At 37.2% G+C, this 15,199-nt stretch carries 13 protein-coding genes and 1 other RNA gene; 6 read left to right on the top strand and 8 right to left on the bottom strand.

Annotated elements, in window-relative coordinates:
• From KO513_RS17690 to KO513_RS17670, 5 genes are all read right to left on the bottom strand, one after another.
• A partial coding sequence (locus tag KO513_RS17690) for a hypothetical protein (RefSeq protein WP_215914562.1) occupies positions 1-402 on the bottom strand: 402 nt, incomplete at its 3' end.
• A gap of 142 nt (positions 403-544) precedes the next feature.
• Entirely contained in the window at positions 545-1,276 is a 732-nt protein-coding gene (locus KO513_RS17685; RefSeq protein WP_215439086.1) for a LytR/AlgR family response regulator transcription factor, read from the bottom strand.
• Between the two features lie 290 nt (positions 1,277-1,566).
• Positions 1,567-3,105 (bottom strand): hypothetical protein, encoded by a 1,539-nt coding sequence (locus tag KO513_RS17680; protein WP_215914561.1) that lies wholly within the window; start codon positions 3,103-3,105, stop codon positions 1,567-1,569.
• An 82-nt stretch (positions 3,106-3,187) separates the two neighbouring features.
• Entirely contained in the window at positions 3,188-3,583 is a 396-nt protein-coding gene (locus KO513_RS17675) for an acyl-CoA thioesterase (protein ID WP_215914560.1), read from the bottom strand.
• On the bottom strand, positions 3,584-4,636 hold the full coding sequence (locus tag KO513_RS17670; protein ID WP_215914559.1) for a glutaminyl-peptide cyclotransferase: 1,053 nt from the start codon (positions 4,634-4,636) through the stop codon (positions 3,584-3,586). It abuts the gene before it with no gap.
• A gap of 139 nt (positions 4,637-4,775) precedes the next feature.
• Between KO513_RS17670 and ffs the strand changes: the two genes are divergently transcribed.
• From ffs to fsa, 3 genes are all read left to right on the top strand, one after another.
• Positions 4,776-4,874: signal recognition particle sRNA small type (ffs, locus tag KO513_RS17665), an RNA gene on the top strand.
• A gap of 116 nt (positions 4,875-4,990) precedes the next feature.
• Positions 4,991-5,800 carry an SDR family oxidoreductase gene (locus KO513_RS17660; RefSeq protein ID WP_215914558.1) on the top strand — a complete coding sequence of 270 codons (810 nt, stop codon included), beginning with the start codon at positions 4,991-4,993 and terminating at the stop codon, positions 5,798-5,800.
• A gap of 74 nt (positions 5,801-5,874) precedes the next feature.
• Positions 5,875-6,528, top strand: coding sequence for a fructose-6-phosphate aldolase (gene fsa / locus KO513_RS17655; RefSeq protein WP_215439096.1), 654 nt, complete (start codon positions 5,875-5,877; stop codon positions 6,526-6,528).
• A gap of 85 nt (positions 6,529-6,613) precedes the next feature.
• Here fsa and KO513_RS17650 read toward each other — a convergent pair whose 3' ends face one another.
• On the bottom strand, positions 6,614-7,996 hold the full coding sequence (locus KO513_RS17650; protein ID WP_215914557.1) for a transaldolase: 1,383 nt from the start codon (positions 7,994-7,996) through the stop codon (positions 6,614-6,616).
• A gap of 179 nt (positions 7,997-8,175) precedes the next feature.
• On the opposite strand from KO513_RS17650, the gene KO513_RS17645 reads away from it, so the two are divergent.
• Positions 8,176-9,807: an ABC-F family ATP-binding cassette domain-containing protein gene (locus KO513_RS17645; protein WP_215914556.1), complete on the top strand. Its 1,632-nt coding sequence runs from the start codon at positions 8,176-8,178 to the stop codon at positions 9,805-9,807.
• Positions 9,808-9,950: 143 nt separating this feature from the next.
• Complete coding sequence (locus KO513_RS17640) at positions 9,951-11,090, top strand: hypothetical protein (protein WP_215914555.1); 1,140 nt, start codon at positions 9,951-9,953, stop codon at positions 11,088-11,090.
• A 74-nt stretch (positions 11,091-11,164) separates the two neighbouring features.
• Here the strand turns inward: KO513_RS17640 and KO513_RS17635 are convergent, their stop codons facing one another.
• On the bottom strand, positions 11,165-11,878 hold the full coding sequence (locus KO513_RS17635) for a hypothetical protein (RefSeq protein ID WP_215914554.1): 714 nt from the start codon (positions 11,876-11,878) through the stop codon (positions 11,165-11,167).
• Positions 11,879-12,073: 195 nt separating this feature from the next.
• Here KO513_RS17635 and KO513_RS17630 point away from each other — a divergent pair, with 195 nt between their 5' ends.
• Entirely contained in the window at positions 12,074-12,637 is a 564-nt protein-coding gene (locus KO513_RS17630) for a fasciclin domain-containing protein (protein WP_215914553.1), read from the top strand.
• A 51-nt stretch (positions 12,638-12,688) separates the two neighbouring features.
• Here the strand turns inward: KO513_RS17630 and pheT are convergent, their stop codons facing one another.
• On the bottom strand, positions 12,689-15,115 hold the full coding sequence (gene pheT, locus KO513_RS17625; RefSeq protein ID WP_215914552.1) for a phenylalanine--tRNA ligase subunit beta: 2,427 nt from the start codon (positions 15,113-15,115) through the stop codon (positions 12,689-12,691).
• Positions 15,116-15,199: the final 84 nt, after the last annotated feature.

Raw genomic sequence — 15,199 nt, 5'->3', positions numbered from 1 at the left:
TACTGAAGAACCGCGTCTGTCGGTTGGTACATCGTCACCGTCTACTGAAGAACCACGTCTGTCGGTTGGTACATCGTCACCGTCTACTGAAGAACCGCGTCTGTCTGTTGGAACATCGTCACCATCTACGGAAGAACCACGTCTGTCTGTTGGAACATCATCACCATCTACGGAAGAACCGCGTCTATCGGTTGGCACATCGTCACCGTCTACTGAAGAACCGCGTCTGTCTGTTGGAACATCATCACCATCTACGGAAGAACCACGTCTATCGGTTGGCACATCATCACCGTCAACAGAAGAATCAACGTTTACATCATAAGCTGAATCTGTTTCGGTTTCACATGAGATTACTCCAAATGACATAATCGTTAATGCTAAAATGCTTGCTACTTTTTTCATAATTAAACCAGTTTTAGGGGGTTGTTGTTATTTCTTACACTGCTAAACTATTATTGTTTAACAGCATATTAACTAACTGAAAAAATGTAGTAGTAAAAGCACCAGTTTTGAGAGTAAACGGGTGAGTTTCAATAGAATTTAATTAATTAAGGGCTGAAATTGTGTTTTTTGACAATAAATCTTTAAGGCCATCAATGTTCTGTCTATAAGATTTAGAAAAAGGTAACTGCATTTTTGTTTGCTTTAAAGTGCAGTAAGATTTGCCATAACTAATACGAGAAATAAAGTTGGTGTTCACAATATAACTCTGGTGTATTCTTACAAAATTTTTAGGCAGTTGATTTTCGAAGGTTTTTAACGTTTTGTAGGCGTTATTTATTGTTCCATCCTTCATGACAAACTCTGTAGAATTGTTGTCTGCCTGAAGATAAAGAATGTCGTCTGTATTTATATACTGAAAATCTCGATATGATTTTAAACAAAGGGTTTGGGGTTCTGCTTTTGCAGGAACTTGCTTTTTAAGACGTAGTATAGATTTCCTAATATCAAACTCATTATATGGTTTTAGCCAATAGTCAAAAAAACCGTTTTTAATGGCATCGTAGGCGTAATCCTTACTATTGGATATGCCTATTATAATAGGAAGCTCATTTATGTATTGATGAAGCTCCATAACCATATGAAAATACTCGTAAGCACTCTCGTTCAAATTTATGAAAACTACATCTGGGGAGTATTTTAAAATTGTATTAATGCCATCCGTACTGTTCTGCGCCAGACCGGCACAGGTGAAGTCACCATAATCCTCCAAATAGTGCTGTAATTGCAAATTTGAAGTCGCATCTGAATCTATTATGGTGTAAGTATATTCCAAGACACATTATTTTGATGCAAATTAGTGACAGTAAGTTACATAGCTATAAAGATATTCCCCACAATATTTGGGGTTTTTATTTGGAATATAAAGGTTTTATTTGTATTTGAAGGAAAAAGATTACATTTTTATGTTAAATTTTGACCAAATCGTTAATTAGTACTTGTTCAAACAACTTTGTAGTACACTTGTCTTATTTTTTTTGTAGGTAAAAACTGAGTTGTAGCATATTGATTTAAGAGATTTATTCTGGTTGAACAGGGGCTTAACTAATTAAGACTGTATATGTTTTAGTCCAATTCAAAAAATTCGTAAGCTCCTAGGTCAGGAGACTCTGTACGCTCTGTTCCTAAGATGTCCAAAGGAATAGTAAGTGCATCTGCTTTGTCCCCAATGTTGAGGGCCTCGGAAGTAGATGTTAATCTGAAGTTGTTCTTTTGGGTATCTTCAAACTCGGGCAGCCCATTTATAAGACTATTTTTATATGTTATATCATCTTCAAATTGGTACAATTCTCCGGAGTTGGATGGAATGTTGTTTTTATTCACCGTAATAAGACAAGAACTGAATAGAAAATTATAGGCATTTGAGCCATTAGAACCGTGGGAAATTTCAAAATCGCCATTTCCGTCAATGATACAATTTTTAAAATCGGCTTTTATTAAATCTGCCCCATTTGAATTATTTTGCCCGTCAGGTTCAAAATTGTTTATGGTCAATGCAGCGTTAGGTCTATAGCTTTCCGTCCAATAATTGGCAATTGTGGTGTGCGTAAATGAATAGCTTCCTCCTAAGTTGCAATAAAGAGAACTGTTTCCGGCACTGCCCAAAGCGAGGTTCTTAGCTTCAATAGACGCTGTTTTTCCCCATAGATTTATTTTGGAGCTATTGTAAATTTGAGAATTTTCAATAGTTAAGGTAGGGGAGGATAATGAAGACTCACCCTGGGCAAAAATACCAACCGTAGCATTTTTAAGGGTGAGATAATTAATGGTATTGTTGCTGCTGCCCGCCTCTAAACGAATCCCTTGCCATTGTCCGGCCACATTACCATATTCAGGTTCCAAACGGTCTCCTTCAAAAATAACTTCGTTCTCTAATAGCTCTTGATCTGAACTTATGGCGCCATTGATCTTCAGGCTAGCTTTAGGGCGTACTGCTATTCCGGAGTTTTGATGAAAAAACACTCGCGCGCCAGGGTCTAAAATTAGTTGCTGTTCGCTGGGAACTACGGCAAACCCGTAAATGACATAAGGCTTTTCATTGGTAAAGTGTAATTGGTCGTTTTTAAGCTCAAAGCCGGGAGCGCTTATATTATTTCCATCTGCATCTACATCAATTACGACCATTTCTTTTTCTCCTTTACTATTTCTATTGGGATAGAGAAATATTGCGTCTTGCACTAAAGTAACCAGAGGGATTTGTTGACTGTTGCTGCCTTGGTCAAATTGTAATATATCCGTGTATAAAAATTGATTTGTATTTTGAAGGGTTACAGTAGCTTCGATAAAAATATAGAGACTGTCTTTGGCCATTAGGGGAATGTCCGAAAAAGTTGTCCCGGCAACACCATCAACATTTAGGTGGTAAGAACTTGTTTCCCCTTGCTTTAATCCTATGAAGGGGATAGAAATATCATCTTTACTACGGTTGTATACTTTTAAACTGTATGTGCTGCTGCCAATATTGGAAAAAATAGTATCCAAAAAAACGGTGTCTTTTGAGAATTCAAGGTTTCCGTTACTTGGTGCGTATTCAAAATCTTTACGGCAAGACCCAGTGGATATAAATAAGGCAAGTAGTGCTATTGTCATTAAGTATTGCCTCATATCTTTTGTCTAAATATCTACTTTTAAAGCTGTTTTCAAACCATTTTTTCTAATTGCGAAATTATAGATTGACAACACTGGGCTATGAACGGGTAAAAAAATCTTTGATTTCATCCGATATGCGCATAGGTCTGTATGTTTCGGCATTTAACAGACACCATTCTGTACTTGATTTTACTAACAGTTCTTTGGTCTTCTTATTGTGCATTTCTACAATTCTTACGGAAACGGCACCTTTGCTTTTTTGAATGTATGTGCTCATTTCAATAACATCACCTAGAACTGCAGCACTTTTGTAGGTGATATGATGTGTCATTACCACCCAAATAATTCCTTTGCGCATTTCTTCTGGAGCAGCTTTCATCCAATGTTCTTTAGATATATCCTGCATCCATTGAACGTACCGTACATTGTTTACATGGTCAAGGTCATCTAAATCGTCTTCCTTTACGGTAATCGTTTTTTGATAACTCTGCATTTATTTTTTTTGGATTTTCACCTCAAACATCTTGTCCCATTCTTTCCCGGTAACAAAAAATGTCTGCCTCTCGGGATGATATGCTATACCGTTTAAAACATTATCCGTATCGCTCCATGTAGCGTGGTGTGTAACCTTACTGCTAAGCCCACCAAAATTGATAACGCCTTCAATAGCACCGCTATTGGCATCAATGATCATAACACTTGGTTTTTGATATACATTGGCATATATTTTTCCATCTACATATTCCAATTCGTTGGCACTGTCATTTATAGATTTGTTGGTCACGGTTTCTATATGACCTTCTTCAACCAAAGTTTCCGGGTTTAAGAACCATATTTTTTCTGTGCCATCACTTTTAAAGAGTTTTTTTCCATCGTTTGTCAATCCCCAACCTTCTTTACTTTCTCCAAACTGAAAATTGTCAATTTTATCCAACGTCTTTAAATCATAGATAAAGCCAAGACCACTGCGCCACGTAAGCATGTAGATTTTATTGTTGAGAATAGTAATGCCCTCTCCAAAATAGGTTTGGTCCAAATCTACCTGTTGTAATACTTCTCCTGATTTAAAATCTACTTTTCGTAAAGAGGATCTTCCTTTTTTTCCTGTGCTCTCGTAAAGTGTGTCGTTATAAAATTCAAGACCCTGTGTATAAGCTTTGTTATCGTGGGGGTACTCGTTTAGTATCTTGTAGGTGTAAATTTCTGGAGCATTTGGCGCCAGGAGTTTTAGATGCTTGGAAATCTCGACTGAGGCATCGTCATAGGAAACGGTTGCCGTAATTGTTTTATCTCCTAAATGGGGCATGTTCAGTGAAATTTTGCCATCATTAACGGGAACCTCTTTACCATCAATTGCATACGTAACACTTTCAATGGTTTTATTCTTTTTGTTTTTGATGAAAACCGCTACATTTTGGTTTTGCTGAAAGCTTTTACTGTTTCCTTCTAGTTGAATTTCGAATAGGGAAGAGGGAGAATTATCACCTCCACAGGCCATAAAAAGCATTAAAAAAAAGCAAAACGGGAAAAACTTTAAAGTTGTCATTACAAGATTAAATTTGGTTTAGCCTGATTTACAGGCATTTTTTAGTTGCACAAAAATAGCGAACTCAAAACAAATTGTTCATATAAAAATTAGAATGTAAAACGATTGCGAAAGAAACAAAAGGTTGTATATTTGCAGTCGGCAAGTCCTACACGACCAGCTCCTGTAGAATCCCCCAGGGTGGGAACGCAGCAAGGGTATACGGTTGTAGCGGTGCGATGTAGGTAGCTTGCCGATTTTTTTTTGCTCTAAATTCTTCAAATTATAAGGGCATTTGTTAAGTTTCTGTTTCACTGCTTCTTCAAGGTTTAATTTCTTTTCTACTACACTATATTATTGTTATTTTGCACCCTTATGGAGCAAAAAATAGTATTGATTACCGGGGGTTCTTCAGGTATAGGAAAGTCCATTGGGTTGTATCTCAAGTCTAAAGGGTTTAAAGTTTATGGAACTACCAGAAATTTGGCTAGACATCAGGATTTTGAAGTATTTGATTTACTTCAACTTAATGTTACGGATAATGAGAGTATCGTTTCTGCTGTAAATCAAGTCATAGCTGCTGAAGGAAGGATCGATGTGCTGGTGAACAATGCAGGGGTGGGAATTACTGGTCCTTTGGAAGAAACGCCTCCAGATGAAGTACAAAAAGCTTTTGATACTAATGTGTATGGCCCGCTTAGAGTGGCCCAAGCTGTATTGCCCCAAATGCGAAAACAAGAAGGAGGAGTGATAATAAATATAACCTCCATAGCCGGGTATATGGGCTTGCCGTATCGCGGAGTTTATTCCGCCACAAAAAGCGCACTTTCCATCCTCACCGAAGCTTTACGCATGGAAACCAAAGGGTTTGGAGTAAAGGTGGCTACTTTGGCCCCAGGAGATTTTGCTACAAATATTGCAGCGGGACGTTATCATTCACCTGTTTTAGACAATTCGCCCTATAAGGAGCCGTATGGGAATACATTGAAGATGATGAACGAAGATGTATCTAACGGAGATGATCCTATTGCAGTTGCTAAAAAGGTTTTTGAAATCATTGAAAACAAGAAGCCCAAAGTGCATTACAACGTAGGTTCGCCATTGCAGAAATTTTCTGTGGTACTCAAGCGAATTTTGCCAGATAAAGTATACGAGAAACTCTTGCTAAACCATTATAAGTTGTAATTTTGTTTCTTGGGAATTTAAGATTCCGCAAAACTTTGTATATCTCTAATATTAAACCTAATAAACTCTAGAAAATGAAATTTTTTATAGACACAGCTAATTTGGATCAAATACGGGAAGCACAGGAACTTGGGGTTCTTGATGGTGTAACTACCAACCCTTCTCTTATGGCCAAAGAAGGCATTACTGGAAGAAATAATATATTAAAGCATTACGTAGATATCTGTAACATTGTTGATGGTGATGTTTCTGCCGAGGTAATTTCAACAACTTTTGACGAGATGGTGAAAGAAGGTGAGGAATTGGCTGAGCTACATGAGCAAATTGTAGTGAAAATTCCAATGATCAAAGATGGTGTTAAGGCACTTAAATATTTTTCCGATAAGGGAATCAAAACCAACTGTACTTTAGTATTTTCTGCAGGACAAGCTTTGTTGGCAGCTAAAGCGGGAGCTACATATGTTTCTCCTTTCATAGGTAGATTGGATGATATTTCTACGGATGGTCTTAACCTAATTGCAGAAATAAGACACATCTATGACAACTACGCGTTCGAAACTCAGATTTTGGCAGCTTCTATTCGTCATACAATGCACGTAATTGATTGTGCTAAAGTTGGTGCGGATGTTATGACCAGTGGTCTATCTTCTATTACTGGACTTCTAAAACACCCATTAACGGATAGTGGTTTGGAGAAATTCTTAGCAGATTACAACAAGGGGAACTAATCTCGCTGTTTAATATAAAGTAAAAAAGGGATGCTATTTAGCATCCCTTTTTTTTATACAAATATTTTATGTGTGGTAATCTAAATTAAAAAGAGGTATAGACATTTGCGAACGCATCTACAATGACCTTGTCATCTGTTATGATACACTTGTTTAACGGGTATATAATAAGTGACTTGGTTAACTCTTCAAAATCTGAAGACCGGTATTGTTTTGATTGATCCAAGCCGGACATCTCTAACATAGCCTTCCAGTTAGATTCATTAGTTTTTATATTGATGCCTACGTAAGAATATTCAGGTTTTTTAGCAGAGAGATGTTCAATTCTTCTTTTTATGTTCTCAAAATGCATCCTATCCGTGGCGGACCAAAAATAGAAAACCGTTTTATTGTTCTTGGCGGCAATCTCTCTCATAGTAAGTGTGGTGCCGTTTGTGCTCGTAACCGCTACATTGGGAATTTCTTTTTTAGGTTGAATGTTTTTAATGCCTTCGTACAAAGCATCTATTTCATTCATATGCCTATTGTTGTTGCTCAACTCTCTGAAACCGCTAATAAATTCTTCGTTGTTTTTTTCGGAGTCATGAACCTTCAACAAATAATCAAATGCCACATATCTAAAAAGATTGTCCTTTAGTTCTTTTTCCTGGACTAGGCTATCTATAAGGTGAAGCTTGTGTTTGTTAAAATGAAGCTGATTACGAACTACATTATTTTTTATGCTGCATGCATGTGAGCAAGTCATGAAAGACATATTACCAATATGGTTGATCATAAAATTATAATAAGGCCTTAAATAGGTTAAATCCTTATCATCAAAAACCAAATCTTTTCTGTAGTCGTAAAAATTAGAAGGAAGCTTTTTTAGTATTTCCTTTCCTGTAAGCCTTTTGTGTTTAAACGGGTATTCCTCTTTGTAGGTGTTGTAGTTGTAGTTTACACTGGCGCTAGCGATCTTAAGCTCATTTTTAGAAAGCTTGTCTTCACTTTTAATTTCGTCCAGTACATCTAACTTTAGTTGCTTTAAAGAGTCAATGCCTCGTTCAAAGTCTGTTGGATTCCATCGGTACATAGAGCGAACGGCACTTGCTTCTTCTTCATGTGCCAAAAATACTTCTAAAAGAAAATTATTGAGTTCTTCTCCGTCTCCTGAAAATACCAAAGATTCATCAAAGTCCGATGTATTTAGGCGAACCACTAAGCTGTCTCCTTGTTCTAAGTAGACATATTGTAATTCCGGGTCATGATTAAAATGGTACAGGCCTTCTGAGATAGAATCCAGAGAAAAGGCAAACCGGTTGTCCTCGTCCAATTCTGCCGAATCAATAACAACGTCTCCTTTTAATAGAACAATATGATTGCTGGTAGGATTAACAATTTCTCCAGAAAAAAATACAGTAGGAGAGCTTTTTTCTGCAGCACAACTTCCTAGAACAAGAAAAAAAAGATAGAGTAAATTTCTATTCATATAGGTATCGCTAACTGTGTAACGTTCAAAATTAAACAACCCTGTGGCAGTTTGCTGTTAATAGGGAGTTAAAAATGACAGGGTTGAGTTAAGGTTTAAGACAAAGTGAATGCTTTTTAAGTTTATTGGTCTAGGCCATTAAAATTCTGTATTTTTGCACGAATTTTAAAAAGAAAGCTATGCTGTCGGTATCAAATCTATCCGTACAATTCGGAAAAAGAGTCCTTTTCGATGAAGTTAACGTAACCTTTACTCAGGGTAACTGTTATGGGGTAATTGGAGCAAATGGAGCGGGAAAATCTACATTCTTAAAAGTTTTATCTGGACAAATAGAACCAACTTCGGGTCATGTAAACCTTGAGCCTGGTAAACGTATGTCCATCTTGGAACAGAACCACAACGCTTACGATGAGTCTACTGTTCTTGAGGCCGTTGTTATGGGCAATAAGCCGCTTTTTTCTATAAAGCAGCAGATAGATGCCCTTTATGCGGATTATACTGATGAAAATGCTGATAAAATTGGAGAGCTTCAGGTTCAGTTTGAAGAAATGAACGGCTGGAACGCAGACAGTAACGCTGCGGCCTTATTATCAAATTTGGGAATAACAGAAGAGTTTCATTATACCTTAATGTCGGATATAGATTCAAAACTTAAGGTTCGTGTGTTACTGGCGCAGGCGCTTTTTGGAAATCCAGATGTGTTGATTATGGATGAGCCTACCAATGACCTGGATTATGAAACTATCAACTGGTTGGAGAATTTCCTTGCAGATTATGAAAACACGGTAATTGTAGTTTCTCACGATAGACACTTTTTAGATTCGGTCTGTACCAGTATTGCCGATATTGATTTTGGTAAAATGAACCTGTATAGTGGTAACTATACATTTTGGTATGAAAGCAGCCAGTTAGCTTCTCGCCAGAGAGCGCAACAGAATAAGAAGGCCGAAGAAAAGGCAAAAGAATTGCAAGAATTTATTGCGCGTTTTAGTGCCAACGTTGCAAAAAGTAAACAAGCTACTTCTAGAAAGAAAATGCTTTCTAAGCTTAAAGTAGAAGATATAAAGCCTTCCAGTAGAAGATATCCTGCCATTATTTTTGAAAGAGAGCGTGAAGCTGGTGACCAAATTTTGAATGTGGAAGGACTTTCTGCAAAGTCGGAAGATGGAGATTTGCTTTTTGAAAATGTGAATCTAAACTTGGCCAAAGGCGATAAGGTTGCCGTTATTTCTCGTGACTCTAGGGCAACCACGGCTTTTTACGAGATTATAAATGGTCAAAAGAAGGCTGAAAAAGGTTCTTTTCAATGGGGTATTACTACTACACAATCGTATTTGCCTGCAGACAACTCTGATTTCTTTACAGAGGATATAAGTTTGGTAGACTGGTTGAGACAGTGGGCAAAGACCGAAGAGGAAAGGGAAGAAGTCTACATTCGTGGTTTTCTAGGTAAAATGCTTTTTAGTGGCGAAGAAGCCCTTAAAAAATGTACCGTACTTTCAGGAGGAGAAAAAGTACGTTGTATGTTAAGTAGAATGATGATGCTCAGAGCCAACGTAGTTATGTTGGACGAGCCTACTAACCACTTGGACTTAGAGAGTATTACCGCATTTAACAATAGCCTAAAGAATTTTAAGGGAACGGTCATGTTTACTACCCATGATCATCACTTTGCAGAGACGGTTGCCGATAGAATCGTGGAGTTGACCCCAAAAGGCAACATTGATAGATATTTATCGTTTGATGAATATATGTCTGACAAGACATTACGGGAGCAACGTAATAAAATGTATGACGTTGCTACGGTATAGCTTTTGTTAAACCAGTATTTTAAATGATGTAAGGGGGCGTTTTTTAAATTCAAGGACCCAAAACTTGAATTTAAAAAAGGCCCTTTTTTGCTCAACTGGCAGGTGCTGGAAAAAGCCATTTAGGATACATTAAAATGCAACAGATGAAAACCTACAATCTATTTTATGCCCTTATGGCGTTATTAGTCCTTATGGGTTGCAGCAAAACTGAGAGTGACTCACTTGGCAACGAAAAAGAGGAAGAAAAAAGCGTTCAAGCAGACTACACCTTACTCGTTAACAACAAAGGAAATTTAAGTGGAACATTGTTCAATGTAGAAGATGATGCCCTTACCATTAATCCGGAAAAGAGTAAATTTGCTTCTATGATGGAGCCTGACCTTTCGTTTCAAGAAAACAGTGTATTGACCACGTATCATAAAAAATCCAATTGTAGCGGTGAGTTATCAATTCACGACTTTAACGATGATAGCAGTAAAACGTACCAAGTTTTTTCAGATTTAGGGGCGTGCAGTCTTACGGCAAAGTCAATTTTACGAAAAGGAGATATGCTCTACATTGCATACGAACTTCATGTAAGCCCTACGGTAGATGAGTTTTATGTACGTGTTTTAAACGTGTCTGCCTCAGAAACAACTTCTTTGGATGTGAAACTTGACCAAAGACCTATTGAACTGGCTTATGCCAACAAACGGCTTTTTGTTTTAGGCGTTGATGATAATGTGACCGATGAAAACTCTATTACAGTAATGGATGCTAATGCCAATGCTGTTGTTCATAGTAAATTGGTAGGTTTTGATGTAAGGCGAATTTTTACAAACCCGGATGATAATATTATCATTAGTTATGATGATTTGCATAGTACAATGAACAGTGTAAGTCTTGTTATAACACATACCAGCTATGGTGTTGGAAAAGAACCTAATTTCACAAAATCTGCATCTTTGCATTTTGATACGGAAGGTAAGATGTACTATGAGATGACACCTACGGCACATAGTATATTTCCAGTAATACCGGCTATTTATGATTTTGGTAAAAACTTAACCGTGTTGTACGCTTACGAAAATTTCATGACGGAAACTCAGCTTAATTTTGAATTTGAAGTTGAAAAAACAACAATGGTAAGCTATGACGAGGAGAACAATGTACTGTTGATAGGGTACAAAAAGAAAAGCGGGGAGAACAAAGGAGGGCTCTTGCTGGTAAAGCCGGCTCCTGAACCAAAATTTTTGAACAGTATAGATGTAGCAGGTATACCAACCGCTATATTTATAAACTAAGCACACCTGTAAAAGTTTAAAGGGCATTCCATAATTTGGTGGAATGCCCTTTTTTTATCATGTATAATACACTGCTAAGCGTTGTAAAATTTACTGTTCCAAATGGCGTGGTTAAAGTTTTTTCCCAATGCAAACCCATAAAAAATAGCCACCGACGCAGAACATTTGAACATAAAAAAGAAAATAATAAAAAATTGAGCGTTAGAGCTGTTCTTTGAAAATAGACCTTCAGGCACCAATAGGGCCATAAAAAAACTAAGAAGAACTATGAGTAAAATTAGGTTTACAATATTTTTAAAAGGCCACATGAGCCATTTTCTTAGGGGGTGAAGGTCATTTCCCCATTTATGAATCAGATAAAAATAGTTGTTACCTATGGGGGCAAATAATACGGGGTCGTCCTTATCCTCTAATTTAAAGAGCTTGGAAGGCGCAAGAATTCTAAAACCTTTTAATTCAATATTGTGAGCTTCTTCAATCCGCTTTATTTCTGCTATGGCCTCCGCAGGAATTTCTCCTTTAAAATAATTGGATGTTAAAAAACGCAACCTGTAATCTACACAAATTTTCTTTATTTGCTCTACATGGTATATCCGGTTTGTTTCTAGTAAATTAAGACCAAAAGCGTTAGTGACTGAACTGTTTTTATTTTGGAGGGTATTCCCAATTTTTTCTCTGCTTTCTATATCCCTGTTAAGAATAAGGTATAATTCGCTTAGGTTTTTATGGTCCGTTTCGGGGCGTATTTTGCTCAGTTTTTCTTCTATATTAACTTTTTTGAGTAGCATAATAGTGGGGTATATCTCAAATTTAGAAAATTTAAGAAGGATGTTGGAATTCCAAAATCACAAGTATTTGTTAATAATTTGTTAAAAATTAACATAAGAGGAGGTTTAAATAAGAAGATAAATTTCATATGTTGTAACTTGTCGAAGTATTTGAACCGTTAATCGACTACTTTAACAACTCCCTGCCTTATTTATATGAAATACCTTACTAAAGTTCTTTCTTGTGTGCTATTCTCTTCTTTTATCTCACTTACTGCTCAAGAAAGTGTAAGTAAATCAAATTCAACGTATAAAAAATCCGAAGTTAAAAAATCTATAGTTAACTCTACGGCCACTTCTAAGAATCATCAAACGCTTTTGGCGGTAATGAAGGCTACAGATTTGGAGGACTTACTTGATCATGCAGGGCCTTTTACGGTATTTGCACCATCAGATTTAGCATTTCAAAAAATATCTGGAAAATCTGTTGAATATCTTTTGGATCCTGAAAACAGAAAAGAATTAAAAGATTTATTAACGTACCATATCGTTGCCGGCCATATAACTGCTTCCAAAATTTTAAAGGCCATGTGCAGGGGTGAAGGGAAAGCAACTTTTACCACGGTTCAAGGAGGTATAATTACCGCAACAATGAAAGGTGTAGATATCATTCTTAATGATAGCTTTGGAAATACGGCAACCATCGTGGTGGCAGATTCAAAGCAGCGCAACGGCGTTATTCATGAAATTGACAACGTTATCCTTCCAGGGAAAATTTAAGAGCTTCTTAATTTCCCCTTTTTGTTCAGTTTCTTTCTTATTACTACTAAATTACCGTAATTCGGCCCCTAATTCGTTTTGGTAGGTTTTTTCAAGCTTGCCCATAATGCGGTCTATTTGCTTGTCCGTTAACGTACGTTGGCTATCTTGTAATGTGAAGCTTACAGCATATGATTTTTTGCCTTTGGGCAGTTTATCTCCAGTATATACGTCAAAAAGATTGATATTCTTCAATAGCTTTTTTTCTGTTTTTCTGCCTAGTTCGTACACGTTTTGGAAAGTAACGGAATCATCCAATAGAAGGGCAAAATCTCGCTTTACCTCAGGGTATTTGGGTATTTCACGATAGGTAATGCTATTTTTCTCCGCATAGGATATAACATTGCCCCAGTTAAAATCAGCATAAAGAACCTCTTGTTTAAGGCTCATTTTTTTAAGAATCGACTTTTTAACAATACCAAAAGAAACCAATTCCTTGGCTCCAACTTTTAAGCTTAAACCTTCGGATAATGAGGTGTTGGAAGTAGGTTCTGGTGTGGCGTTGGTTATACCAAGACGGTTTAAAATATTAGTAACGATGGATTTCAAGAAAAAGAAATCGTTCACTTTATCCGTACCGGCCCAACCACCTTCATTACGGTTTCCGGTCAAATAAAGACAAAGGTGTTTGTCTTCTATATATTTAGACTTTTTCTGTTCGTAGGTTTTACCAAATTCAAACAACTTAAGGTTTAATTTCTTTCTGTTGTTGTTGTATAAAATGGTTTCCAACCCGGTAAATAACATGGAGCGACGCAAAACGGAGAGGTCGTTGCTCAACGGATTCAACATTGTTACACTTTCCTCAGGAGCATTGTCTTCCAGCATTTGTGCGTTACCCGGAGCTGTTAAGCTATTGGTCATGATTTCATAGAAACCTTGTGAGGCTAAAAAGTCTCCTATTATGCTCTGTAGCTTATAATCATCAAACTTGGAGACAAGCGCTGTTGAGGCGTTTAGTTTTGTACCAAAGTTGATGTTGTTATAGCCGTAAACACGTAAAATTTCTTCTATAACATCTACTTCACGTTGTACGTCTACCCGGTAAGTAGGTATGGAAAGCCCAAGGCCAGCTTCGGTAACACTTTTTACCTTGATGTCCAAAGAAGCTAAAATAGATTTAATGGTATCCTGCGGAATTTCTTCACCTACAAGCGAGTATGTTTTTTTGAACGTTAGAAAAACCTGATGTTCATCAAATCTTTTTGGGTAAAAATCAATTATGTCCGAAGTAATGTCACCTCCGGCAATTTCCTTTATCAATAGAGCGGCCCGTTTAAGGGCGTATTCTACATTTTCTATATCAATACCTCGTTCAAACCGGAACGAAGCATCGGTATTCAACCCGTGTCTTTTAGCAGTTTTTCTAATTGCTACGGGATTAAAATAGGCGCTCTCAAGAAAAATGGAAGTTGTTTTTTCTGTTACTCCTGTGTTTATTCCTCCAAAAACCCCCGCAATACACATAGGTTTTTCAGAATCACAGATCATAAGGTCATCTTCATGTAGTTCCCGCTCTTCACCATCCAGTGTCATGAATTTGGTTCCGGCAGGAAGTGTTTTTACTATTACTTTTTTACCATGAATACGATCGGCATCAAAAGCATGCAGCGGCTGTCCTAAATCATGTAGCACATAATTGGTAGCATCTACAATATTGTTTGTAGGATTAATGCCTATGGCACGCAATCTATTCTGTAACCAGGTAGGAGATGGCTTAACCTTTAAATTACTTAGGGTGATACCTGCATAACGCGGTACCAATTTGCTGTCATCTACCTGAACCTGTAACTTAAGAGAACGGTTGTCTATATTAAAATGACTGATGGATGGAGTGATCAGCTCTTTGGTAATTTCTTTTTGTTTTAAACCGGCTTTTAAATCCCTTGCTACACCGTAATGACTCATGGCGTCCGCACGATTGGGAGTAAGGCCAATTTCAAAAACTTCATCTATCTCAACATCAAAAATCTCGGAACAAGGGGTGCCCGGTTTAAGTTTGGAGTCCAATACAAGAATACCTTCATGACTAGAACCTAGGCCCAGTTCATCTTCGGCACATATCATACCATGGCTTTCTTCTCCACGAATTTTCCCTTTTCCTATTTTCCAAGCTTTTCCTTCTGGGGTGTATAGAGTAGTGCCAACAGTAGCTACAGGAACCTTTTGGCCCTTTGCCACATTGGGAGCACCACAAACTATATTTAACGGTGTGCCGGTACCAATATCTACGGTAGTAACTTTAAGTTTGTCGGCATTTGGGTGCTTTTCGCAAGTAAGCACATGTCCTACTACAATACCCTTTAATCCTCCTTTTATAGACTCAAAAGGAGTGATTCCTTCTACTTCAAGACCTAAATCGGTTAAAAGTTCACCTGTTTTCTGGGAATCCCAATCAAGTTTAAGAAAATCTTTTAACCAGTTGTATGAAATCTGCATCGGTAAGTTTTAGTGGCGGTAAAGATAAAACAATGCTTTAAGACATTCAATACACAGCGCTACTGAATTACTCATTTTTTTGTT

It is taken from the genome of Zobellia sp. B3R18 (assembly GCF_018860715.1).
Taxonomy (GTDB): Bacteria; Bacteroidota; Bacteroidia; order Flavobacteriales; family Flavobacteriaceae; genus Zobellia; species Zobellia russellii.
This window is presented reverse-complemented; position numbering and strand designations above follow the sequence as displayed.

What these genes read in the sequence shown, in the direction of transcription:
- KO513_RS17680 (WP_215914561.1), bottom strand. Translation starts at nt 3,105, where the DNA reads ATGAGGCAATACTTAATGACAATAGCACTACTTGCCTTATTTATATCC.
- KO513_RS17675 (WP_215914560.1), bottom strand. Translation starts at nt 3,583, where the DNA reads ATGCAGAGTTATCAAAAAACGATTACCGTAAAGGAAGACGATTTAGAT.
- KO513_RS17670 (WP_215914559.1), bottom strand. Translation starts at nt 4,636, where the DNA reads ATGACAACTTTAAAGTTTTTCCCGTTTTGCTTTTTTTTAATGCTTTTT.
- KO513_RS17660 (WP_215914558.1), top strand. Translation starts at nt 4,991, where the DNA reads ATGGAGCAAAAAATAGTATTGATTACCGGGGGTTCTTCAGGTATAGGA.
- fsa (WP_215439096.1), top strand. Translation starts at nt 5,875, where the DNA reads ATGAAATTTTTTATAGACACAGCTAATTTGGATCAAATACGGGAAGCA.
- KO513_RS17650 (WP_215914557.1), bottom strand. Translation starts at nt 7,996, where the DNA reads ATGAATAGAAATTTACTCTATCTTTTTTTTCTTGTTCTAGGAAGTTGT.
- KO513_RS17645 (WP_215914556.1), top strand. Translation starts at nt 8,176, where the DNA reads ATGCTGTCGGTATCAAATCTATCCGTACAATTCGGAAAAAGAGTCCTT.
- KO513_RS17640 (WP_215914555.1), top strand. Translation starts at nt 9,951, where the DNA reads ATGAAAACCTACAATCTATTTTATGCCCTTATGGCGTTATTAGTCCTT.
- KO513_RS17635 (WP_215914554.1), bottom strand. Translation starts at nt 11,878, where the DNA reads ATGCTACTCAAAAAAGTTAATATAGAAGAAAAACTGAGCAAAATACGC.
- KO513_RS17630 (WP_215914553.1), top strand. Translation starts at nt 12,074, where the DNA reads ATGAAATACCTTACTAAAGTTCTTTCTTGTGTGCTATTCTCTTCTTTT.
- pheT (WP_215914552.1), bottom strand. Translation starts at nt 15,115, where the DNA reads ATGCAGATTTCATACAACTGGTTAAAAGATTTTCTTAAACTTGATTGG.